Genomic DNA, 21,995 nt, shown 5'->3' with positions numbered 1-21,995 from the left:
CATGCGCTTCCTGTTCAAGACCGACTATGAAGACGACATCAAGCTGTTCCCGCATTCGGGCTACATCGTCACCTACGGCATCCTGCTCACGCTGCTGCTGATCGCACCCTTTGTGCTCTCCAGCTATCTGATGAGCCAGCTCGTCTTCGTCTGCATCTATGCGACCGTCGGAGTCGCGCTGCTGATCCTGACCGGCTTTACCGGCCAGGCCTCGCTCGGCCACGCCGCGTTCCTCGCGATCGGCGCTTACACTGCCGCATATCTCCAGAAATACAATGTTCCGTTCCCGGTCTACTTCCTCGCCGCCGGCGCGTTGGCCGGCCTGATCGGAGCGATGGTCGGCTTTCCGGCGCTGCGCCTGACCGGCATCTATCTCGTCATCGCCACCATCTCCTTTGCCCTGATCGTCGAGGAGATTCTGGCGCGCTGGGAGAGCGTCACTCACGGCAATGAGGGCATGCGGGTCAAGACGCTGTCGCTGCTCGGCGTCGCAGTGCCGCGCGACAGCCCGGCCTTCTATTTCCTCTGCCTCGCCGTGCTGGTGCTGACCATCGTCGGCACGCTCAATCTGCTGCGCTCGCCGACAGGCCGGGCCTTTGTTGCGATCCGCGACTCCGAGACGGCGGCGCGCAGCATGGGCGTCAACGTCGCGCTCTACAAGGTGAAGTCCTTTGCGATCTCGGCGGCAATCACCGGCTTTGCCGGCGTGCTGTTCGCCCACAAGCTCTCCTTCATCTCGCCGGAGATGTTCACGCTCCAGCTCTCGATCGAGTTCATCATCGTGATCCTGATCGGCGGCACCTTCAGCCTGCACGGCGCGGTCCTGGGCGCGATCTTCATCGTGATGATCGATCCGTTCCTGACCTACCTGAAGGACGACATGCCCGGCATCATCGCCGGCATCGCCGCCGCGTTCGGCGCGGGCGCGGCGACCGCGGCCAACATCCAGTCGAGCGTCGCGGCCTTCGCCTCGCTCAACGGCCTGAAGGGCGCGATCTACGGCATCATCATCGTGCTTTTCGTGTTGTTCGAGCCGCTCGGACTCTACGGCCGCTGGCTCAAGATCAAGCTCTTCTTCCAGCTGTTCCCGCTCTACAAGCGCGCCACCTTCAAGCGGCAGAAGATCTACGTGAAGTCGGAGCGGAACCGATGAGCTATTTTCGCGCCGAGAACCTGTCGCTGCATTTCGGGGGCCTCAAGGCCGTCGATGCGGTGTCCTTTGCGGTCGAGAAGGGCGAGATCCTGTCGATCATCGGGCCGAACGGCGCCGGCAAGAGCTCGATCTTCAACCTGATCTCGCGGATCTACCGGCCGACCTCGGGCCGCATCTTCTTCGAGGACCAGGACATCACGGAGGAGCCACCCTACGACATCGCGAAGCTCGGCATCGCCCGGACCTTCCAGAACATCGAGCTGTTCGAGAATGCGACCGTGCTCGCCAACCTCCTGGTCGGCCGCCATCGGCATTCGACCACGCAGCTCTGGCAGGAATTCCTGTTCCTGCCGAGCGTGCGGGCCAACGAAAAGGTGCACCGCCGCCGGGTCGAGCAGGTCATCGAACTCCTCGATCTCGAGCCCTATCGCGACAAGTTGATCTCCGGCCTACCGTACGGCGTGCGCAAGGTGATCGAGCTGGCGCGCGCACTGTGCTCGGAGCCGAAGCTGATCCTGCTCGACGAGCCGTCGTCCGGCCTCAATGTCGAGGAGACCGACGACATGTCGTTCTGGATCCGCGACTTGAAGAACGAGCTCGGCATCACCGTGCTGATGGTCGAGCACGACATGTCGCTGGTCAACCGCGTCTCCGACCGCGTCATCGCGCTGAACTATGGAAGGGTGCTGGCGATGGGATCGCCCGCAGAGGTTCAGCAGCATCCCGATGTCGTCGCCGCCTATCTGGGAGCCTGACGTATGGATGCCGCGGTGACACCCGAGACGATCCTGAAGCTCTCCAATATCGAGAGCTATTACGGGCCGATCATGGCGATCCGCGGCATCTCGCTGGAAGTGCCGCGCGGCCGCATCGTCACGCTGCTGGGGGCCAACGGCGCCGGCAAGACCACGGTCCTGAAGACAATCTCGGGCATTCTCGATCCCCAGAAGGGCTCGATCGAATTCATGGGCAAGCCGATCCAGCGCATGGAAGCCGACAGGATCGTGCGGCTCGGCCTCAGTCACGTGCCGGAGGGGCGCGAGGTGTTTCCGTTCCTGTCCGTGCGCGAGAACCTGATGATGGGGGCCTATCCGCGCAAGGACCGCGACGGCGTCGCGGAGGATCTGGAGCGGGTTTACGGCTATTTCCCGCGGCTGAAGGAGCGCATCAACCAGCCGGCCGGCCAGCTCTCCGGCGGCGAGCAGCAGATGCTGGCGATCGGGCGTGCCCTGATGAACCGGCCGACGCTGCTTCTGCTCGACGAGCCCTCGCTCGGCCTGTCGCCGCTGCTGGTGAAGGAGATCTTTACCATCATCCGCCGCGTCAACGAGGAGCAGGGCATGTCCATCCTGCTGGTCGAGCAGAACGCCAAGGTGGCGCTGGAGACCGCGCATTACGGCTATGTGCTGGAAATCGGCCGCATCGTGATGAACGACAGCTGCGACCGCTTGATGCATTCCCAGGACATCCAGGAGTTCTACCTTGGCGCCAAGGAAGCTGGCGCGCGGGGCGAGCGGCGCTGGAAAAAGAAGAAGACGTGGCGGTGAGGAAGAGCCGGCAGTAAGATGTGATGGCCCATCCGCAAGCAAAGACCGCCGGCAAGGCAGGCAGCGGCGGGGGCGACAGGGAGGAGAGGCGCATGGTCCGGCCGGCGGTGCTGACGGTCGCTGATACGATCGCAAGAAGCTTTTTGCGCGCTGCCGAGACGCGGGGCGAGCGGCCGGCGATCCGCGAGAAGAAATTCGGCATCTGGCAGCCGACGAGCTGGCGCGAGTGGCTGGAGGCATCGAAGGAAATCGCCTACGCGCTTCGCGCGATCGACTTCATGCCCGGCGACGTCGCCTCCATCATCGCCAACGCGGTTCCCGAATGGGTCCATGCCGACATGGGCGTCCTGTGCGCAGGCGGCGTCTCCTCGGGTATCTATCCCACCGATGCGTCGTCCCAGGTCGAATATGTCGTCAATGATTCCAGGACGAAGGTGATCTTCGCCGAGGACGAGGAGCAGCTCGACAAGATCCTCGCCTGCCGCGCGCGCTGCGCGAGCTTGCGGAAGATCATCGTGTTCGACATGGAAGGCCTGAGCGGCTTCTCCGACGACATGGTGATGTCGCTCGACGAATTTCGCGCGCTGGGCCGCAATCACATGGTCGGCCGCGAAGCGCTGTGGCAGGAAATGATCGACAGCCGCGGCGCCGACGATCTCGCCATCCTCGTCTATACGTCCGGTACGACCGGTCCGCCCAAGGGCGCGATGCACGCCAACCGCAGCGTCACGCACCAGATGCGGCATGCCAATGACTTCATCCCGGCGCGAGATGACGATGAGCGGCTGATCTTCCTGCCGCTCTGCCACGTCGCCGAACGCGTCGGGGGCTACTACATCTCGGTCGCGCTCGGTTCGGTGATGAATTTTGCCGAGAGCCCGGAGACCGTGCCGGACAATTTGCGCGAGGTGCAGCCGACCGTCTTCCTCGCGGTGCCGCGCATCTGGGAGAAATTCTATTCCGCGATCACCATCGCGCTGAAGGATGCGACGCCGCTCCAGCAATGGGTCTATCGCGGTGCCATCGGCATCGGCTACCGCATGGTCGATTATCGGCTCGAAGGCAAGACGCCGCCGCTGTCGCTGCGCATCGCCAATGGTCTCGCCTATCGCATCGCATTCCGCAACATCCGCCGCATGATCGGGCTCGACCGTTGCCGTATCGCTTTCACCGGCGCCGCGCCGATCGCGCCGGAGCTCATCCGCTGGTACCTCGCGCTCGGAATCGACGTGCACGAGCTCTACGGTCAGACCGAGAATTGCGGCGTCGCCACCATGATGCCGGCGGAGCGGATCAAGCTCGGTTCGGTCGGCACGGCGGTGCCCTGGGGCGAGGTCGCGCTGTCGCCCGACGGCGAGATCCTGATCAAGGGCGATTTCCTGTTCATGGGTTATCTGAACCAGCCGGAGAAGACCGCCGAGACCATCGATTCCCGCGGCTGGCTGCACACCGGGGACGTCGGCACCATCGACAACGAGGGCTTCGTCCGGATCACCGACCGGATGAAGGACATCATCATTACCTCCGGCGGCAAGAACATCACGCCCTCGGAGATCGAGAACCAGCTCAAATTCTCGCCCTACATCTCCGACGCCGTGGTGATCGGCGACAAGCGGCCGTACCTGACCTGCCTCGTGATGATAGACCAGGAGAATGTCGAGAAGTTCGCCCAGGACCACGACATCCCCTTCACCAACTATGCCAGCCTGTGCCGGGCGACGGAGATCCAGGATCTGATCGGTCGCGAGATCGAGCAGGTCAATGGCAATTTTGCCCGCGTCGAGACCATCAAGAAGTTCTACCTGATCGAGCGCCAGCTTACGCCGGAAGACGAAGAACTGACCCCGACCATGAAGCTGAAGCGCGGTTTCGTGAACAAGCGCTACGCCGCCGAGATCGAAGCGATGTATCGCCAGCGCGCGGTGGCGTGACGCATACGCATGCCCCGGAAAAGTGGGAACCGGTTTTCCGAGAAGGGGCATGCGCAAAAGAGAAAAGCACGTTCGGGAAAGCGAAGGAGCGATGGCCCCCGCCCTTCGCGTAATACGGGCCCTTAGGAGAGGAGACGTCAATGTCGAAATCGTTCAGCGCATTCGGCCTTGCTGTGGGTGCCGTGGTGCTCACCTGTGTGCCGGCCACAGCGCAGACCAAGATCACCAACGAGGGCATCTCGGCAACCGAGATCGTCATCGGCACCCATCAGGACCTGTCGGGCCCGATCAAGGGCTGGGGCGTCCCGGTTTCCAACGGCATGAAGATGGCCGTCGAGGAGGTCAACGCTGCGGGCGGGATCAACGGCCGCAAGATCCGGCTGGTGGTCGAGGACAGCGGCTACGATCCGAAGAAGGCCGTGCTGGCGTCGCAAAAACTGATCGAGCGCGACAAGATCTTCGCGATGGTCGGGCCGATGGGATCGCCCACCGTGCTCGCCGCGCAGGACATCCTGCTCGACGCCGGCGTGCTTCAGCTCTTTCCACTGACTGCGGCCGAGTTCACCTTCAAGTTCGATCCGGCCAAGCCGCAGGAGCGATTGAAGTTCAACAACCTCCTGCCCTATGTCGAGAGCACGCGCGCGGCGCTGAAATACATGATGGAGTGGAAGAACTTCAAGAAGCCCTGCATCATGCATCAGGATGACGAGTACGGCAAAAACGTGCTCGACGGCTTCAACCAGCAGCTCACCGCCATGAAGGTGCAGCCGGCTTCGATCACGAGCTACAAGCGCGGCGCCTCCGATTTCAGCGCGCAGGTCGCCAAGATGAAGTCCGATGGCTGCGACCTCGTCGTGCTCGGCGCGGTGCTGCGTGAGCCGATCGGCACGATGAGTGAAGCGAAGAAGCTCGGATGGGACGTCACCTTCCTCGGCGCCACGCCCGTTAACGTGCTCGAAGTGCCGGCGCTCGGCAAGGAGGCCGTCGAAGGTCTCTACGCCGCGAGCGGCTTCGAAATTCCCTATGAAGACACCGCGAAAGGCAAGGTCAAGGACTGGCTCGTCAATTACAAGAAGATGTTTGGCGCCGACGCCAACACCCAGGCCATCATCGGCTACAACGCGGTGATGACGTTCGCGCATTACGCCAACAAGGCTGGCAAGGATCTCACGGGCCAGAAGATGCTCGACGCGCTCGAGTCCGGCGACAAGTTCCAGGATATCTTCAATTCGCCGCCGACCGTATTCTCGAAGACCAACCATCTCGCCACGACCATCACCCAGGTGCAGCAGGTGAAGAACGGCCGCTGGGTGCTGGTGAAGGACAATCTGATGTTCTGATGCTTCGCATTCGCCCTCCCCTGGAGAGGGAGGGGCGATCGCGCGAAGCGCGAGCGGGGTGGGGTGATCTCTCTAAACGGGCACTACTCCGGTAGAGAGACTGTCACCCCACCCCGCTACGCATTCCGCTTCGCTACGTGCGTGGCGACCCTCCCCCTCCAGGGGAGGGTAAGAGCCTACGACCCCCCGCTTGCCGTGCCCGAACTCACCGGCGCCAACTCGTCCTCCCGGCAACGCCAGCCGTCGGCGGCTTTCACGAAAGCGAACGTTCGCTGGATCCGCAGGCGTCGCGTGACGTTGAAGGCCTCGGCGGAACGCTCATTGCCGGCTCCCGGCTGCGGACGACCCGTCTTGGCGTCCCAGCAGGTGCCGGTGCAGGTGGAGGCGACCCTGCTGCACATGTTGAAGGGCGCGAGCACGGCCATCTCGATTTCGCCTGTGACCTGCGCCTCCTGCCCTGTCACCTGGCTGTCGAGCGCGTAGACGCGGTTGATGCGGAGGAAACTGCCGCACGAATTGGCGGCATGGATGCGCGCTGCGCAGAAGTCGACCGCGTCGGTGTCGGGGATGCGGGCCGCGACCTGCCGGCCGAACACCTTCTTCGGGTCGCCCTTGGCCGCGCGGATCTCGTCGGTCTTGCGCCGCGAATGCTCCGCAAGGCACTCCTCCGCGGCTTCGAGCTCCTGGAGCGGCACATTCTCCTTGCCGACCAGATTGCATTTGCGATCGCGCTCGCGTGTCCACCTGCCATATTCGGCGAAGGCAAAGCGTGCCGCGGTCGGGTCCAGCTTGCCAATCAGGCCGAGCATCTGGCCGTTGAGCTCGGTTTCGGCCAGCGCCAGCGACGGGTCCGCACAGATCAGTGCGCCCGCTGCGGTGTTGGCTGCGAGACAGTCGAAATCAGGATCGCGCACGATTGCGGTGCGTTCCTCCGTCACCTTGAGCAGGCAGGCTTTGACCCGATCGAAATCGTCGGTGCGGATCGAAGTCTGGCCGACGATGCCGCAGCCGAGGTTGCGCTGGCGGATCCAGATCGCGTTTTCCTCGATCGCGGGCAGGCGATCGGGCAGGCGGGCGAGCCGCGCCTCGATCGCTGCGCTCAGCTTCTCGGCGGCGGCGGCGAGCGCGGCATCACCGCAGAACAACTGATTGCCGGGATCACGAATCTGCTGGCAGTTATTTCTGGCAAACAGCGGCAGCCGGTCGGCGACGGAGCGGTCGGATGTGCCGGACTGCGCGAAGCCCGGTGCCGCCGGCAACACCAGCAGCGCAAGCACAGTCGGTACCACGAACCGCATTCCAGTTGCCTCCGCATGGAAGGCGCCATGCTAGCGTCTCGGATCTCGCGGTGGAATGGGTTTGTGGAGGATGTCGTCCGAATGGATCAACGTGCCTCGGAGGCGAGCATCGATAGCCGCGCGGGTTCGTCGACATATTTCATCACGGCCGACTGGTAGAGCGTGAACAGCGGTTGGTAGCCCTGCGCAGCGTTGTCCTCGATCATCGCCATGCGGCGGTTGTCGAGCATCAGCCAGCGCCCGTCGAGCTTTGCTGCGACGACAGCATGCTCTTCGCCGGCCCGGGTGTCGCGCACCACGACGATGCGGAGGTCCTCGGACGAAATGCCGGCCAGCCGCAGCGCGGCCAGCTTGGCGATGGCATAGTCTTCGCAATCGCCGGCGCCGCGGGCGAACGTCGCAAGCGGCGAACTCCAGACGTCGTCGATGCCGTCATTGGCGGCCCGGATGGCAAGGTTGACGGCCCGGTTGGTCTCGCCGAGCCGCGCGCGGCCATCGCGGGTGCGGGCCTGGTCGACAATGGCGAGCAGTTTCACGGCCGCAGGCGATGCGCAATTGTCCCGGTCGCCGTCGCAGAGCGCGAGCTGCACCATGTCGTCGTCGAGCCTGGTCTTCAGCGCGGACCATTTCTGCTGCAGGCTGCCGGACGAGATGGCGAAGGCGAACACGCCGAACGGCTCGGCGGATTTGCGCACGAGAAGACCTGCTCCCGGCGACAGCAGCGTGCCGGCGCGAAGCTCGGCGGACGATCCGAGCAGGACCAATCCGCACAGGACAAGGATTGCGCGCCAGGCGCGCGAGCGAGCAGCGGTCTCCATCTGACATCCCCTTCCGAGCTTCGCCAGGTCCCCCTCGACCTCGACGCGCCGGGCTTTGTTGCTTTCGTGGAGATAGTGCGAGACGGGCCGTTTTGTTCTGCTTAACGCGCCCGGCAGGGGTTCCCAAAAGCGGGAACAGGCTGAAACCGGCCTGTCCAGATTGCGTAAAATTTTACGATTCGGAGGCTAGGAGGTCCTGTTGCTGCGAAAGGGAAGTAATACAGACACAGGTTGTAGGACTGTCGAATCTGCGTTCCATGGCTAACGACCCCCTATTTCATGGGGTTCTGTTAGTTAGGTCACAGATTTAACTCCGTATTTGCCGCAGGATGCTGCGGGACCCCGCGAAGGGAAGATGACACAAGTATCTGCTCCACGACTATACGAAAGGATACTTGGGATGACTGGAAATGCGTGGAAACAGGCTGAATTCGACTTCAAAATATCCGAGCGATTACTTCAGCCTGGCTGGAAGTGATCTGACCCGTGCCGCCTTCTGGGGCAAAGTGATGCGAAATCACACAAGCAATAGGTGGTATCGCTAAGGACTAGCTAATGCTATGCAAGCTTAGGCAGTCGATACTTACTTAAATTTTAACCCTTTTTACGGTGCCCGGTTGAACTACGCTGGCCAATTTGACGCCGCGATTTCTTTGGACGGCCAAGGTTCCCGTTCGCCTTTGGGGACCCATGTCGATTCCTTTACGGCAAAGGCGCAGGGGCACGTGCCCGAGGGCGCGTTCGTTGTTCCCGATCCCAATCTGATCTTCAACGGCGAGTTCAAGCGCACGGGTCTCGATCTGGTGCTGTCCCACGAGGGGCACGAGTTCGTCGTTCACGATTATTTCAGGGGCGACAAGCGCGCCGCGCTTGCCTCGCCCGACGGCGCCCACCTCACCGGCGACGTCGTCAACGCGCTCACGGGCCATGTCCAGGTTGCGCAAGCCGCGCCCGGCGCGGCCGCGGCCCAGGTCATCGGCCACGTCACCAAGCTCGTGGGCAGCGCGACCGCGATCCGCAACGGCGTCTCGGTCATCCTGAACAACGGCGACAACGTCGAAAAAGGCGACGTGGTCTCGACCGGCGCCGACTCGACGCTCGGCATCACCTTCATCGACGGCACCGTGTTCGGCCTGTCCTCCAACGCGCGGATGGTGCTGAATGAGATGGTCTACGACCCGAACGGGTCGAGCAATTCCTCGCTGCTGAGCCTGGTTGCCGGCACCATCACCTTCGTCGCCGGCGAGACCGCCAAGCACGGCGACATGAAGATCGACACGCCGGTCGCGACCATGGGCATCCGCGGCACCGCCGTGCTGACCCAGATCAACTTCGTCGTTCCCGCCGGCGGCGGCGATCCGCAGCCGCAGGCGAGTTTCCAGGTGCTGGTCGAGCCGAACGGCACGACGGGCTCCTACATCCTGTTCGACAAGGTCACGCTGCTGCCGATCGCGACGGTCAACCAGGCCGGCCAGATGATCCAGATCAGCGGCGGCAACGTCTCGATCTCCAATGCACTGATGTCGCCGGACGTGCAGAAGCTGATCACCGACGTGTTCACGCTGAAGTTCACCGACAACAACACCAACACCAAGCTGACCACGAACTTCACCGATACGCTCACGCCGATCTACCAGGAAGTGTTGTTGAAGTCGGCGGCCGGCGCCATCGTGACCGCGACATTCGTCAACCTCAATCCGCAGGGACAGGACAGTCCCGGCACTTCCACGCCGATCGTCACCCGTATGCCCGGCCAGCCGCTGGTGCAAAGCCTCGATTCGAGCGGTAACGTGAAGACGGCGTTCGCGCTGACCGAGCGCGCCGACACGACGGGTGACGCGCAGCCCGACACGGTCTCCGGTCGGATCACCTTCGTCGATCAGAACCTCGGCGACCGCCCAACGGTGAGCATCAGCCTCGCCGAGGCGCCGAACTACGTCTACAAGAATGCCGGCCAGCAGGACGTCACCGGCTCGCTCAGCGCGCTCCAGAAGCAGAATATCGCGGCGACGCAGATCCAGATCAGCGTGGCCCCCGACCCCGGCAACAACAACAACGGCTCGGCGGTCTGGACCTATACGATCCCGGACAAGGTCTTCGACTTCCTTGCCGCCGGCGAAACGGTGACGCTGACCTACATGGTCCGCGTCGACACCAATTTCTCGGTGAGCCCCGAGAGCAAGTTCATTCCCATCACCATCACGGTCACGGGAACGAACGACAAGCCCACGGTCGCGACGTCGGGCGGCACCGTCATCGAGCAGGTCGGAACCGGCAACGAGGCGCTGGACGTCATCACGGGCACGGTCACCTTCACCGACGTCGATCTGACCGACCGGCCGATCGTGAGTGCGGCGCTCTCGTCCGCCCAGCCGTTCAAATATCTCGACGCCGAAGGCAACGATATCACCGCAACGCTGACGCCGGAGCAGCGCGCGGCGATCGCCGCCGTCGAGGTGCCGCTGACCGTGGTTCAGGGCGCTGGAAACGGCAACAACGGCTCGGCCACCTGGACCTACAGCGTTCCGGACTATCTGTTCGATTTCCTCGGCGAGGACGAGAAGCTGATCCTCAACTACGTGGTACAGGTCGATGACGGCCACGGCGGTGTCGTCAGCACGCCGTTGACGGTGTCCATCGATGGCGCGGACGTCAATGTCGAGGGCACAAATGACCTGCCGACGATCGTCGAAGACTCGACGACGCCGACCGGCGCGGTCACTGAGGATTCGGCGACAACCTTGACGGCGAACGGCACCGTTTCCTTCAATGATCCCGACCTCACGGACACGCACAGCGCGAGCTTTGTCTTGAAGTCGACGACGTCGAGCGCGCATCTGCCCGGCTTCGGTAGCGGCACCTCGCATATCGGCACTTTTGCGCTAACGGCGGTGAGCGAGAACCCTGGTGTCAGCACACGAGGGTCGGTAGGCTGGACCTTCACGCTCAACAATAGCGATCCGGTGCTACAGTCGCTGGCCGAGGGCCAGATCATCACGCAAGTCTACACCGTGACCGTCGACGACCATCACGGTGGGATCGTCACCCGGGACGTCACGGTCATCATCACCGGCACCAACGACGCGCCGGCCATCACGAGCGATGCGGACGCAGCAAAGGGAGACGTCACCGAGGACAGCGGCCTGACGCTCTCGATCGGCGGCACGCTGGCGATCCAGGATCTGGACCTGATCGACACCCATACGGCACAGGCGGTGTTCACGTCGTCATCCCTCAGCTCGCCCCTGCCGGGGTTCGGTGCCAACGCGAACATCGGTACCTTCACGATCGATCCGTCGGTGCTGGAATGCAGCACGGACACCAACAACGGCGCCACGCTGGGCTGGCACTTCAGCCTCGACAACAGCAATGCGATGCTGCAGTCGCTGGCGCAGGGCCAGACCATCACCCAGGTCTACACCGTCACGTTCACCGACGATCACGGTGCGCAAGTCTCGCAGGCAGTCACGGTTACCATCAACGGCGCCAACGACGCACCGACGATCGCGAGCAATGCAGGCGCGGCAGAGGGCGGCGTCACCGAGGATGCCGGCGCAACTCTGACGGCCAGCGGCACGCTGGCGATCCAGGACGTCGACCTGATCGACACGCACACGGCACAGGCGGGATTCAAGTCGTCGTCGATCAGCTCGGCTCTGCCAGGCTTCGAGACAGGTTCGCATATCGGCACCTTCTCGATCGGTTCGGTGTCCGAGTCCAATGCCGACACCAGCAACGGTGCGACGCTGAACTGGCAGTTCACGTTGGACAACAGCAATCCGGTGCTGCAGTCGCTGGCCGAAGGCCAGACCATCACCCAAGTCTACACCGTCACCTTCACCGACAATCACGGCGCTCAAGTCTCGCAGGACGTCACCGTCACCATCACCGGCACCAACGATGAGCCCGCCGTCTCCTATGTGACATCGGACTACATGAACTTCGACGGCGAGACGATTGCGGTCGGCGAGGTGCCGACGGTCGCCACCGATGACGTGACGCTGGACGGCTGGGTGAATTGGAACGGAGACGCTTCGCCCGACGGTCAGGTCTTGTTCTATAACGGCAATACCTCGAGCGCCGGCTTCGGCGTCATCGGCACGGTCGTCGCCGGCAAGCTGGAGCTCGAGATCCTCGAGGGAGGCGTCGAGATCCAGGATACCGGCTTCGCGCTGTCGGCAGGGCAATGGCACAACCTCGCCCTCACGCGCGACGATGGCATTTTCACGCTCTACGTCGACGGCAACGCCGTCTATTCCGGCAGCGGGAACGTGAACCCGTTCGGGAACGGCCAGGAGCCGTCCTACATGATGATCGGGGCGGCGAGCGACAGGTACGCCCCTGGCTTCGCAGCCCAAGGCTTCACCGGCTCGATCGCCGACGTCAGCGTCTGGACCACGGCGCTCACGCAGGCGCAGATCCAGTCGATCGACTTCACAGCACTCACCGGCAACGAGGCGGATCTGGCCGCGTACTATCAGCTTCGCGATGGCAGCGGAAGCGCGGCCTCCAATACGGTCGACCCCGACAAGAACCTCGCAATCGATGGCGATGCGGACTGGAGAAGCAGCACCACGGGGCCGGGCGGCGCCATCGCCGATCTCATCGAAACCAATGCCGGCCAGCTCTCGCGTGGAGTGCTGGCGGTCTCCGACGTCGACGCCACCGATCACGTCACGGTGTCGGTCAGCCAGGTGCAGGTCTCGCTCAACGGCGCGCCGCAAGCCGCCGGCGTCGGCGGGCTGTCGCACGAGACCCTGTTGAATTATCTCTCTGTCCCGGCTGGCGCCGTTCTCAACGGCACGGCGACGCACGCCCAGTTCGCCTGGCAATTCAGCTCGGGCAGCCAGGCCTTGGATTTCCTCGCCGCCGGGCAGACGCTGTCGCTGCAATACACGATCGTTCCGGATGACGGGTACGATATGGGTGCGAGTGCAGTCGTCACCATCAACATCGCCGGCACGAACGACGCGCCGGCGCTCGCCGATGCCAACATCGGCACGCTCGCGGATACCGCTGCGGCCGACACCTTCCCCGAGCTCACTGGCCTCTTGTCCGGAACCGACGACGACAGCGGCGAGACGGCAACGCTGTCCTATGCCATTCTGGATGCGGACCACCATGCGGTGACGACGCTAGCCGGGCACTACGGCTCGCTGACGGTCAACCCTAACGGCAGCTACAGTTACGTTCCCAGCGCGACGGCGATCAACGCGCTGGCGGACGGATCGTATGTCGATACGTTCACCATCCAAACCACAGACGCTCATGGCGCGACCGGCACGGCCACGCTCACGGTGGACGTGACGGGCGCGAACGAAACGACCTATGCGCCCGTGATCAACATCGCTGAGATCAGCGTGACCCAGGAGGGTGATCAGGTCTTCGTTCACGGCCTCTCGGTCAGCGATGCCGACGCGCTCGCCGACGAAACCTTCGCGCTCACGGCGGTGGCAGATTCACAAACCAGTGTGGACCCAGCATCGACTTCCGATACGCTCGATAACGTCAATTCGGCGCTGCAGACGCTGACCTACACCGATCCGGGCCCGACCGCGCCTGCGACGGACAAGGTCGCGATCACCGTCACCGACGGCCACGGCGTGAGCGATACGGTCAACCTGATCTTCAATCTGTCCGAACAAGGCCCGGTGACCCTCGCCAGCACCAACGGTAAGGACGTGCTGTTCGGGACCGGCTATCAGGATCAGTTCGTGTTCGCTGCCAATTCGAACCACGATGTGATCCTGGACTTCACGTCTGGCACGGATCACATCGACCTGTCGGCCTTGGGGCCGATCAGTGACATCGCGGCGTGGATGAATCAGCATGTGGCCCCGTCCGGGACGGAGGACACCCTGATCACGATTGATGCGGCAAACACGGTGGTCCTCAAGGGCGTCAGCAGCCTTCAGACGAACGACATACTCCACGCCTGATGGCCGCTTGATACGTGAACGACTGCTCAGCCGATCCGCGCTGCCGCCCGCCGCAAAAGCGTGATATCCATCCATCATGAAACGGCTCAAAATCCTGCGGCGGTGGTTTGCGCGCAAGTTCGGCCTTGCGCGGCTGATGTGCCTTGCGCTGCTGGTCCTGTTTGCCGGCGCGCGCCTCTGGGATCCGCCGCCGATCCAGGAATTGCGGCTGCGCACCTTCGACATGTTCCAGCTGATCGACCCCCGCCAGAAGGCGGCGCGGCCGGTCACCATCGTCGACATCGACGACAAGAGCCTCGCCAGGCTCGGGCAATGGCCGTGGCCGCGGACGCGGATCGCGGATATGATCCAGAACCTGACCAATCACGGCGCGGTCGTGATCGGTTTCGACGTGGTGTTCTCGGAGGCCGACCGTCTCAATCCGGATCTGGTCGCGGGCCAGATGCGCTCGCTGGACGAGGCGACCCGCGCCAAGCTCCGCGAACTGCCGAGCAACGACCAGATCCTCGCCGACGCGATCAAGCGCTCGCGCGTGGTGCTGGGCGAGACCGGGCTGCCCGAGGTCCTGTCCGAGCTGGACAAGTCACTTCCGTTCACCGGCGTCGCGACCGTCGGCGAGGAGGGGGCCGAACGGTTCCTGTTCGAATTCCCCGGCTTGTTGCGCAACGTGCCGGTCATCGAGAAGGCCGCGGCCGGCCGCGGCCTGTTCTCGATCAGGACCGAGCGCGATGGATTGATTCGCCGCGTGCCGATGATCATGCTCGCCCAGGGCAACATCATGCCCTCGCTCAGCCTCGAGATCCTGCGCGTTGCGACCGGCACGCCGACGCTGCTTGTGAGGACCGACAAGACCGGCCTCAAGGGCGTCCGCCTCAAGGGCGTGGAAATCCCGACCGACCGGAACGGCCAGCTCTGGGTCCACTATGCCCGCCGCGATCCCTCGATCTATGTCTCGGCCGTCGATGTCATCGACAACATCGTACCGGCCGCCAAGATCGCCGGCAAGCTGGTGCTGGTCGGCACCTCCGCCGGCGGGTTGAACGACATCAAGACCACGCCGGTGTCCCGGGCCATGCCGGGGGTCGAGATCCACGCTCAGGTGCTCGAAAGCGTGCTGAGCAAGGCGGTCATTTCGCAGCCGAACTATGCGCTCGGTGTCGAGCTGATCGCGGCGTTGATCATCGGCCTGCTGGTCATCATCTTCACGCCGAATCTCGGACCGGTGCGCCTGGTGCTCGCTGGCGCTGCCTTTGCCGCCATCCTGGTCGGCGTGTCCTGGTTCTTCTACGCGCAGCATCGCTACCTCATCGACTTCACCTATCCGCTGCTCTCGACCACCGCGATCTATCTGACCCTGATCTTCGCCAGCTTCGTGCGCGAGCAGCGCCAGCGCGTGCAGATCCGCGGCATGTTCGCGCAGTACATGTCGCCGGTCCTGGTCGAGCAGCTGGCGCAGTCGCCGGAAAAGCTCGTGCTCGGCGGCGAGGAGCGCGAGATGACGATCATGTTCTCCGACGTGCGCGGCTTCACGACGATCTCGGAAAGCTACAAGCACGACCCGCAAGGCCTGATCGCGCTGATGAATCGCTTCCTGACGCCGCTGACCGACGTGATCATCGACCGGAAGGGGTATATCGACAAGTACATGGGCGACGCCATCATGGCGTTCTGGAACGCGCCGCTCGACGATGCCGAACATGAGGTCAATGCCTGCGAGGCCGCGATCCGGATGCTCGAGCAGATCGACGCGGTCAACAAGGAGCGCGAGGAGGAGGCCGCCGAGGGCGGCCATGTCTACATTCCGCTCAATGTCGGCATCGGCCTCAACACCGGCATCGGCGTCGTCGGCAATATGGGCTCCGACCTGAAGAAGAACTATTCGGTGCTCGGCGACAGCGTGAACCTCGCTTCGCGTCTGGAAGGCCAGTCGAAGGAATACGGCTTTCCCATCATCGTGGGCTCCAGGACCGCGCTTGCCGTCAAGGATAAATTCGCGATCCTCGAGCTCGACTTCATCATGGTGAAGGGCAAGACCGAGCCGGAGGTGATCTATGCCATCGCCGGTCGCGAGGACGTGATGCATTCGGCCGCCTTCCAGCGCCTGCGCAACATCACCATCGAGATGCTCGGCTGCTACCGTGGCCGCGACTGGCAGGGTGCGCTGGATGCGATCGAACGCGGCCGTCGCAGCGAAGATGCCGACACGCTGGAAAAGCTGTTCAGGCTCTACGAGGCCCGCATCAAGGAGTTCCAGATCAATCCACCGGCCGAGGGCTGGACCGGAGCGTATGCGCTGCTGACGAAGTAGTGGAGTCAGATGTGGTTTGAAGGCAGCCACATATGCGCTGCCGTCCCGAACGCAGGGACTGCCTCTGGTTATGGGTCCCGGGTCTGCGCTGCCGCTTGCCCGGGACGAAGGTGATGGTTGGCTACCGCAGCGATGTCCGGCGTTGCCGCTCTCACTCCATCCCGATCGTCGTCAGATCCTGAAACCAGTGCTGCGCCTGCACGAACTGCTTGATCTTCGGCGACAGCGCGTGCGGATTGGTGTCGTGGACGACCCACACCAGCGTGGCATCGTCCACGATCAGGGCATGCGCCTGCGCCAGCAGCGCGTCCTGCTTGACGGAATCGAACGTCTGCTTGGCCTCGTCGATCAGCGCGTCGACCTTCGGGTTCTTGTAGCCGCCCCAATTGACGCCGACGGGCGCGATCTGGCCCGAGTGGAAGAAGCGGACGATGGCGTAGAGCGGATCTGACGTGACATAGGCGATGTTGTTGGCGGTGATGCCGGCGTTCATCTCGTCGGCCGCGCCCTTGCGCCAGTGCGTGTAGAGCGTCTCGAGCTCGACCACCTTGAAGTCGATGTCGATACCGATCTCCTTGAAACTCTGCTGCAGGAATTCATTCATCGGCAGCGACAGCATCTGGCCGGTGCCGCCTTGCGCGATGATGAAGGTGGCCTTCAGCGGCTTCGCCTTGGAATAGCCGGCCTCCTCGACCAGCTTCTTCGCCGCGGCCAGATCATATTTGAGCTCGAAGCCCGGCTTGCCGAACCATGGGCTCGACGGGTCGACCTGGCCCTTCGCGGGCTTTGCGAGGCCATTCATCAAGCCGACCACCGCATCGCGATCAATTGCGAGGTTCAGCGCCTTGCGCAGGCGGATATCGGTCCAGGGCGAGCCCGGCAGCACGCTGAGATGATAATTCCAGACATGGGGCGTGACGTTGTCGACGAGCTTCATGCCCGCGGCCTTGAGCTGCGGCACGGCATCCGGTGCCGGCGTCTCGATCAGGTCGACCTGCCCCGCGAGCAGCGCATTGGTGCGTGTCAGCGCTTCCGGCATCGGCACCAGCACGATCTTGTCGGCCTTTGGGATGCGTTTCTTGTTCCAATAATCCGGATTCCTGCTGAGCTCGGCGAGCTCGCGCGGCACCAGTTTTGTCAATTTGAACGGCCCGGTGCCGGAGGGCTGGCTCGCGAACTTGTCCCAATCCTTGCCCAGCTTCTCATATTGCGCGGGGCTCGAGACCAGGAACCACAGCATCTGGTAGGGGAAGAAGGAATCGACCGTCTTGGTCGTGATCTCCACCGTGAAGTCGTCGATCTTGGCGTAGCTTGCAACGGAGGGCAGGCGGGTCTTGACCTGCGCGCTCTGCCGCTTGTCGAATTGCGGCGCCTTGTCGTTGAGCACCTTGTCCAGATTCCAGATCACCGCATCGGCGTTGAACTCGCTGCCGTCGTGAAACTTGACGCCCTTGCGAAGCGTGAAGCGCCATTTGGTCTTGTCGGTGTCATCGACCTTCCACTCGGTCGCGAGCCCCGGCACCAGCTTGCCGGGACGGTCGCTGACGTCCATCTCCCAGGCCACCAGGGGATCGTAGATCGTGTACGCCGTGAACTGATAGGCGCCGGCACCGCGATCGGGCTGCCCCGTCGTCAGCGGGATATCCGCCATCGAGATGCCGTAGCGCACCACCGTTTCGGCGCGCGCCGAGAGTGCGAACGACGCCAGCGCAAGCACGGCGAGACAGGTCGATAAACGAAGACGCATGGCCCAAAGCTCCCAACGAATTTCGGAGCCTGACCTGCAATCTTGATGCCAGAATAGGCAGCGTGATGCACTTAACCGCGCGCGGGCCACAAGGACTTGTCGTCGCAGTGACAAATGACAGAATAAGTTTCTCTTTGGCATAGCCATTGCATACGATTGCATCAAAAATAGTCATCGAAGCCGGAAAAGGATTAAGGCGATGCTTACCAAGAAGACTACACGCGCGGCATTGATCGCGGTGCTCGCGCTAACGACTGCCGCTGCATGGCCGCGTGCGGTCAGCGCCCAGACTGTGCTGCGTATCGGCATGACCGCTGCCGATATTCCACGCACGCTGGGCCAGCCGGATCAGGGCTTTGAGGGCAACCGCTTCACCGGCCTTACCATGTATGACGCGCTCACCGGCTGGGATTTGTCCTCCGCCGACAAGGCGAGCGTGGTGATCCCTGGCCTTGCCACCGAGTGGAAGGTCGATGATGCCGACAAGACCAAATGGGTCTTCAAGCTGCGCCCCGGCGTGACTTTCCACGACGGCTCGCCCTTCAATGCGGACGCCGTGGTGTGGAACGTCGAGAAGGTGCTGAAGCAGGATGCGCCGCAATTCGACGCCAGCCAGGTCGGCGTCACGGCCTCGCGCATGCCGACGCTGGCCTCCGCCAAGAAGATCGACGACATGACCGTCGAGCTCACCACCAAGGAGCCCGACAGCTTCCTGCCGATCAACCTCACCAACCTCTTCATGGCGAGTCCTGCGAAGTGGCAGCACTTCTATGACAAGGCCGAAGGCGCTGATGCCAAGGCGAAATCGCAGGCCGCATGGACTGCGTTTGCCAAGGACGCAGCGGGCACCGGTCCGTGGAAAATGGCGAGCTTCACGCCGCGCGAGCGGCTCGAGCTGGTGAAGAATGCGGCCTACTGGAACAAGGATCGCGTGCCCAAGGTCGACAAGATGGTGCTCTTGCCGATGCCGGAGGCAAACGCGCGCACCGCGGCGCTGCTCTCCGGGCAGGTCGATTGGGTCGAGGCGCCCGCGCCGGATGCGTTGCCCGAATTGAAGCAGCGCGGCTTCAAGCTCTACGCCAACGAGCAGCCGCATGTCTGGCCCTGGCAGTTCTCGCGCGTCGAGGGTTCGCCCTGGAACGATATTCGCGTGCGCAAGGCGGCGAACCTCTGCATCGATCGCGAAGGCCTCAGGGACGGTCTGCTCGCCGGGTTGATGGTGCCCGCGACCGGCACTTTCGAGCCCGGCCATCCCTGGCGCGGCAAGCCGAGCTTCCAGATCAAGTATGACAAGGCGGCTGCGCAAAAGCTGATGCAGGAGGCCGGATTCGGTCCGAGCAAGAAGCTGACGGTCAAGACCCAGACCTCGGCGTCGGGCTCGGGACAGATGCAGCCATTGGCGATGAACGAATATCTCCAGCAGGCGCTCGCCGACTGCTATTTTGACGTGAAGCTCGACGTCATCGAATGGAATACGCTGTTCACCAACTGGCGCCGCGGCGCCAAGGACCCCTCGGCCAACGGCTCGAACGCGACCAACGTCACCTATGCGGCGATGGACCCGTTCTTCGCGCTGGTGCGCTTCCTGCAATCGGGTATGGCTCCGCCGGTCTCGAACAATTGGGGCTTCATCAACGACCCCAAGTTCGACGAGCTGGTGAAGAAGGCTCGCCAAACCTTCGATCCCGCCGCGCGTGATGCCGCGCTCGCCGAGCTGCACGCGGCCTCGGTCGACGACGCGGCGTTCCTCTACGTTGCCCACGACGTCGGCCCCCGCGCCATGAGCCCCAAGGTGACGGGCGTCGTGCAGCCGAAGAGCTGGTTCATCGACTTCTCGCCGGTGTCGATCGCGCAGTAGTGCGTGCCATAGGCTCAGTGCACCCTCTCCCCTCGTGGGAGAGGGTGGCTTCGCGAAAGCGAAGCCGGGTGAGGGGTCTCTCTCCGCAGATAACCCTCTCGCGTTCGTAACGACTCTCTCCGCGGATAGAACCCTCATCCGGCGCTTCGCGCCACCTTCTCCCACAAGGGGGGAAGGGAAGAAGAAGAAACAACGTGCTCGCCTATATCGCCAGACGCATTGTCTATGTCGTTCCGATCGTCATCAGCGTGGCGCTGGTGTGCTTCCTGCTCGTGCACATCACGCCGGGCGATCCGCTTGTGGCGGTGCTGCCGGCCGACGCCTCGCAGGAGCTTGCCGCGCAACTGCGTACCGCCTATGGCTTCGATCGCCCGCTGCCGGTGCAGTTCGGGCTATGGTTGCTCCGGGCCCTTCATGGCGATCTCGGCAATTCCATCGCCACCGGCCGCCCCGTGCTCGCCGAGGTTATGCGCGCCGTCGGCAACACCGTCACGCTGGCGATCGCCGCCGCGATCATTGGCTTCACCATGGGCATCCTGCTCGGCCTGATCGCCGGCTATTTCCGCGAAACCTGGATCGACAAGATCGCGACCTCCTTCGCCATCGCCGGCGTGTCGGTGCCGCATTACTGGCTCGGCATGGTGCTGGTCATCATCTTCTCGGTGCAGCTGAACTGGCTGCCCGCGGTCGGCGCCGGGCCGAACGGCTCCAACTCCTGGGCCTGGGACTGGGCGCATCTGAAATATCTGGTGCTGCCGGCGATCACGACGTCGGTGATCCCCATGGGCATCGTCACCCGCACCGTGCGCGCGCTCACCGGCGACATCCTCAGCCAGGACTTCGTCGAGGCCTTGCGCGCAAAAGGCCTCCATGAGCGCGGCGTCTTCCGCCACGTCATCAAGAACGCCGCGCCCACGGCGCTCGCGGTGATGGGACTTCAGCTCGGCTATATGCTCGGCGGCTCGATCCTGATCGAGACCGTGTTCTCCTGGCCGGGATCGGGCTTCCTGCTCAATTCGGCGATCTTCCAGCGCGATCTGCCGCTGCTGCAGGGCACGATCCTGATCCTGGCGCTGTTCTTCGTCTTCCTCAATCTCCTGGTCGACATCGCGCAAGCCGCGATCGATCCGCGAATCAAGCGGGGCTAGCGGAATGAGCGAGCTTCCATTGTCTGCGACCGCCGATTCCGCGCTGCAGGTCGCGCCCGCCACCAGGGCGCGCGGATATTGGGCGACCGTCGGCCGCCGCATCAGGCGCGACAAGGTCAGCATGGCCTGCGCGGTGGTGCTGCTGTTGATCGTCCTCTCCGCGATCCTCGCGCCATGGCTGGGTCTGGAGGATCCCTACAAGGGATCGATGATCCGCCGCCTGCGCCACATCGGCACAGCGGGCTACCCGCTCGGGACGGACGAACTCGGCCGCGACATGCTGGCGCGCCTGATCTATGGCGGACGGCTGTCGCTGGTCATCGGCATCCTGCCCGTGATCCTCGCCTTCTGCATCGGCACCTCGCTCGGTCTCGTTGCCGGCTATGTTGGCGGCAAGCTCAACACCGCGATCATGCGCACGATCGACGTGTTCTACGCTTTTCCTTCCGTGTTGCTGGCGATTGCGATCTCCGGCGCGCTGGGGGCCGGCATCCTCAATTCCATCGTGTCGCTGACGGTCGTGTTCGTGCCGCAGATCACCCGCGTCGCCGAGAGCGTCACCACGGGCGTGCGCAACATGGACTTCGTCGAGGCCGCGCGTGCCTCTGGCGCAGGGCCCTTCACAATCATGCGCGTGCACATCCTCGGCAATGTGCTGGGGTCGATCTTCGTCTATGCGACCAGTCTCATTTCGGTTTCGATGATCCTCGCCGCCGGTCTTTCCTTCCTCGGTCTCGGCACCAAGCCGCCCGAGCCGGAATGGGGACTGATGCTGAACACCTTGCGAACCGCGATCTACGTCAATCCCTGGGTCGCAGCATTGCCGGGCGCGATGATCTTCGCGGTCTCGATCTGCTTCAACCTGCTCTCGGACGGCCTGCGCAGCGCCATGGACATCAGGAACTAGC

General features: G+C 63.4%; 13 protein-coding genes. 10 read left to right on the top strand and 3 right to left on the bottom strand.

Annotation, left to right across the window (positions count from 1 at the left end; all coding sequences use genetic code 11):
- Position 1 precedes the first annotated feature (1 nt).
- From RX330_RS33035 to RX330_RS33015, 5 genes are all read left to right on the top strand, one after another.
- Positions 2 to 1,153 carry a branched-chain amino acid ABC transporter permease gene (locus tag RX330_RS33035; RefSeq protein WP_212087605.1) on the top strand — a complete coding sequence of 384 codons (1,152 nt, stop codon included), beginning with the start codon at positions 2 to 4 and terminating at the stop codon, positions 1,151 to 1,153.
- Positions 1,150 to 1,908 (top strand): ABC transporter ATP-binding protein, encoded by a 759-nt coding sequence (locus RX330_RS33030; RefSeq protein ID WP_212087607.1) that lies wholly within the window; start codon positions 1,150 to 1,152, stop codon positions 1,906 to 1,908. The genes RX330_RS33035 and RX330_RS33030 overlap by 4 nt, the downstream gene beginning before the upstream one ends.
- Positions 1,909 to 1,911: 3 nt before the next feature.
- Positions 1,912 to 2,700, top strand: a complete 789-nt coding sequence (locus tag RX330_RS33025) for an ABC transporter ATP-binding protein (RefSeq protein ID WP_212087609.1) — start codon at positions 1,912 to 1,914, stop codon at positions 2,698 to 2,700.
- A 92-nt stretch (positions 2,701 to 2,792) separates the two neighbouring features.
- Entirely contained in the window at positions 2,793 to 4,631 is a 1,839-nt protein-coding gene (locus RX330_RS33020; protein WP_212087611.1) for an AMP-dependent synthetase/ligase, read from the top strand.
- Positions 4,632 to 4,771: 140 nt separating this feature from the next.
- Complete coding sequence (locus tag RX330_RS33015) at positions 4,772 to 5,971, top strand: ABC transporter substrate-binding protein (RefSeq protein WP_212087613.1); 1,200 nt, start codon at positions 4,772 to 4,774, stop codon at positions 5,969 to 5,971.
- Positions 5,972 to 6,147: 176 nt separating this feature from the next.
- Here the strand turns inward: RX330_RS33015 and RX330_RS33010 are convergent, their stop codons facing one another.
- On the bottom strand, positions 6,148 to 7,269 hold the full coding sequence (locus tag RX330_RS33010; protein ID WP_317241258.1) for a lysozyme inhibitor LprI family protein: 1,122 nt from the start codon (positions 7,267 to 7,269) through the stop codon (positions 6,148 to 6,150).
- An 86-nt stretch (positions 7,270 to 7,355) separates the two neighbouring features.
- On the bottom strand, positions 7,356 to 8,087 hold the full coding sequence (locus RX330_RS33005) for a transglutaminase-like cysteine peptidase (protein ID WP_212087617.1): 732 nt from the start codon (positions 8,085 to 8,087) through the stop codon (positions 7,356 to 7,358).
- 725 nt (positions 8,088 to 8,812) lie between these two features.
- Between RX330_RS33005 and RX330_RS33000 the strand changes: the two genes are divergently transcribed.
- On the top strand, positions 8,813 to 14,026 hold the full coding sequence (locus RX330_RS33000) for a VCBS domain-containing protein (protein WP_317241257.1): 5,214 nt from the start codon (positions 8,813 to 8,815) through the stop codon (positions 14,024 to 14,026).
- Positions 14,027 to 14,102: 76 nt separating this feature from the next.
- Entirely contained in the window at positions 14,103 to 16,334 is a 2,232-nt protein-coding gene (locus RX330_RS32995; protein ID WP_317241256.1) for an adenylate/guanylate cyclase domain-containing protein, read from the top strand.
- Between the two features lie 151 nt (positions 16,335 to 16,485).
- Here the strand turns inward: RX330_RS32995 and RX330_RS32990 are convergent, their stop codons facing one another.
- Positions 16,486 to 18,081 carry an ABC transporter substrate-binding protein gene (locus RX330_RS32990; RefSeq protein WP_212087624.1) on the bottom strand — a complete coding sequence of 532 codons (1,596 nt, stop codon included), beginning with the start codon at positions 18,079 to 18,081 and terminating at the stop codon, positions 16,486 to 16,488.
- A 199-nt stretch (positions 18,082 to 18,280) separates the two neighbouring features.
- Here RX330_RS32990 and RX330_RS32985 point away from each other — a divergent pair, with 199 nt between their 5' ends.
- From RX330_RS32985 to RX330_RS32975, 3 genes are all read left to right on the top strand, one after another.
- The gene (locus RX330_RS32985) at positions 18,281 to 19,939 is read left to right on the top strand and encodes an ABC transporter substrate-binding protein (protein ID WP_212087626.1); all 1,659 of its coding nucleotides are present in this window, start codon (positions 18,281 to 18,283) and stop codon (positions 19,937 to 19,939) included.
- Positions 19,940 to 20,133: 194 nt separating this feature from the next.
- Positions 20,134 to 21,087 (top strand): ABC transporter permease, encoded by a 954-nt coding sequence (locus RX330_RS32980; protein ID WP_212087627.1) that lies wholly within the window; start codon positions 20,134 to 20,136, stop codon positions 21,085 to 21,087.
- Between the two features lie 4 nt (positions 21,088 to 21,091).
- A complete protein-coding gene (locus RX330_RS32975) occupies positions 21,092 to 21,994 on the top strand; it encodes an ABC transporter permease (RefSeq protein ID WP_212087628.1) in 903 nt (300 codons plus the stop codon).
- Position 21,995: the final 1 nt, after the last annotated feature.

This window comes from Bradyrhizobium sp. NDS-1 (genome assembly GCF_032918005.1).
GTDB classification, from domain to species: domain Bacteria; phylum Pseudomonadota; class Alphaproteobacteria; order Rhizobiales; family Xanthobacteraceae; genus Bradyrhizobium; species Bradyrhizobium tunisiense.
This window is presented reverse-complemented; position numbering and strand designations above follow the sequence as displayed.

What these genes read in the sequence shown, in the direction of transcription:
- RX330_RS33010 (WP_317241258.1), bottom strand. Translation starts at nt 7,269, where the DNA reads ATGCGGTTCGTGGTACCGACTGTGCTTGCGCTGCTGGTGTTGCCGGCG.
- RX330_RS33025 (WP_212087609.1), top strand. Translation starts at nt 1,912, where the DNA reads ATGGATGCCGCGGTGACACCCGAGACGATCCTGAAGCTCTCCAATATC.
- RX330_RS33035 (WP_212087605.1), top strand. Translation starts at nt 2, where the DNA reads ATGCGCTTCCTGTTCAAGACCGACTATGAAGACGACATCAAGCTGTTC.
- RX330_RS33015 (WP_212087613.1), top strand. Translation starts at nt 4,772, where the DNA reads ATGTCGAAATCGTTCAGCGCATTCGGCCTTGCTGTGGGTGCCGTGGTG.
- RX330_RS32975 (WP_212087628.1), top strand. Translation starts at nt 21,092, where the DNA reads ATGAGCGAGCTTCCATTGTCTGCGACCGCCGATTCCGCGCTGCAGGTC.
- RX330_RS32985 (WP_212087626.1), top strand. Translation starts at nt 18,281, where the DNA reads ATGCTTACCAAGAAGACTACACGCGCGGCATTGATCGCGGTGCTCGCG.
- RX330_RS32990 (WP_212087624.1), bottom strand. Translation starts at nt 18,081, where the DNA reads ATGCGTCTTCGTTTATCGACCTGTCTCGCCGTGCTTGCGCTGGCGTCG.
- RX330_RS33030 (WP_212087607.1), top strand. Translation starts at nt 1,150, where the DNA reads ATGAGCTATTTTCGCGCCGAGAACCTGTCGCTGCATTTCGGGGGCCTC.
- RX330_RS33005 (WP_212087617.1), bottom strand. Translation starts at nt 8,087, where the DNA reads ATGGAGACCGCTGCTCGCTCGCGCGCCTGGCGCGCAATCCTTGTCCTG.
- RX330_RS32995 (WP_317241256.1), top strand. Translation starts at nt 14,103, where the DNA reads ATGAAACGGCTCAAAATCCTGCGGCGGTGGTTTGCGCGCAAGTTCGGC.
- RX330_RS33020 (WP_212087611.1), top strand. Translation starts at nt 2,793, where the DNA reads ATGGTCCGGCCGGCGGTGCTGACGGTCGCTGATACGATCGCAAGAAGC.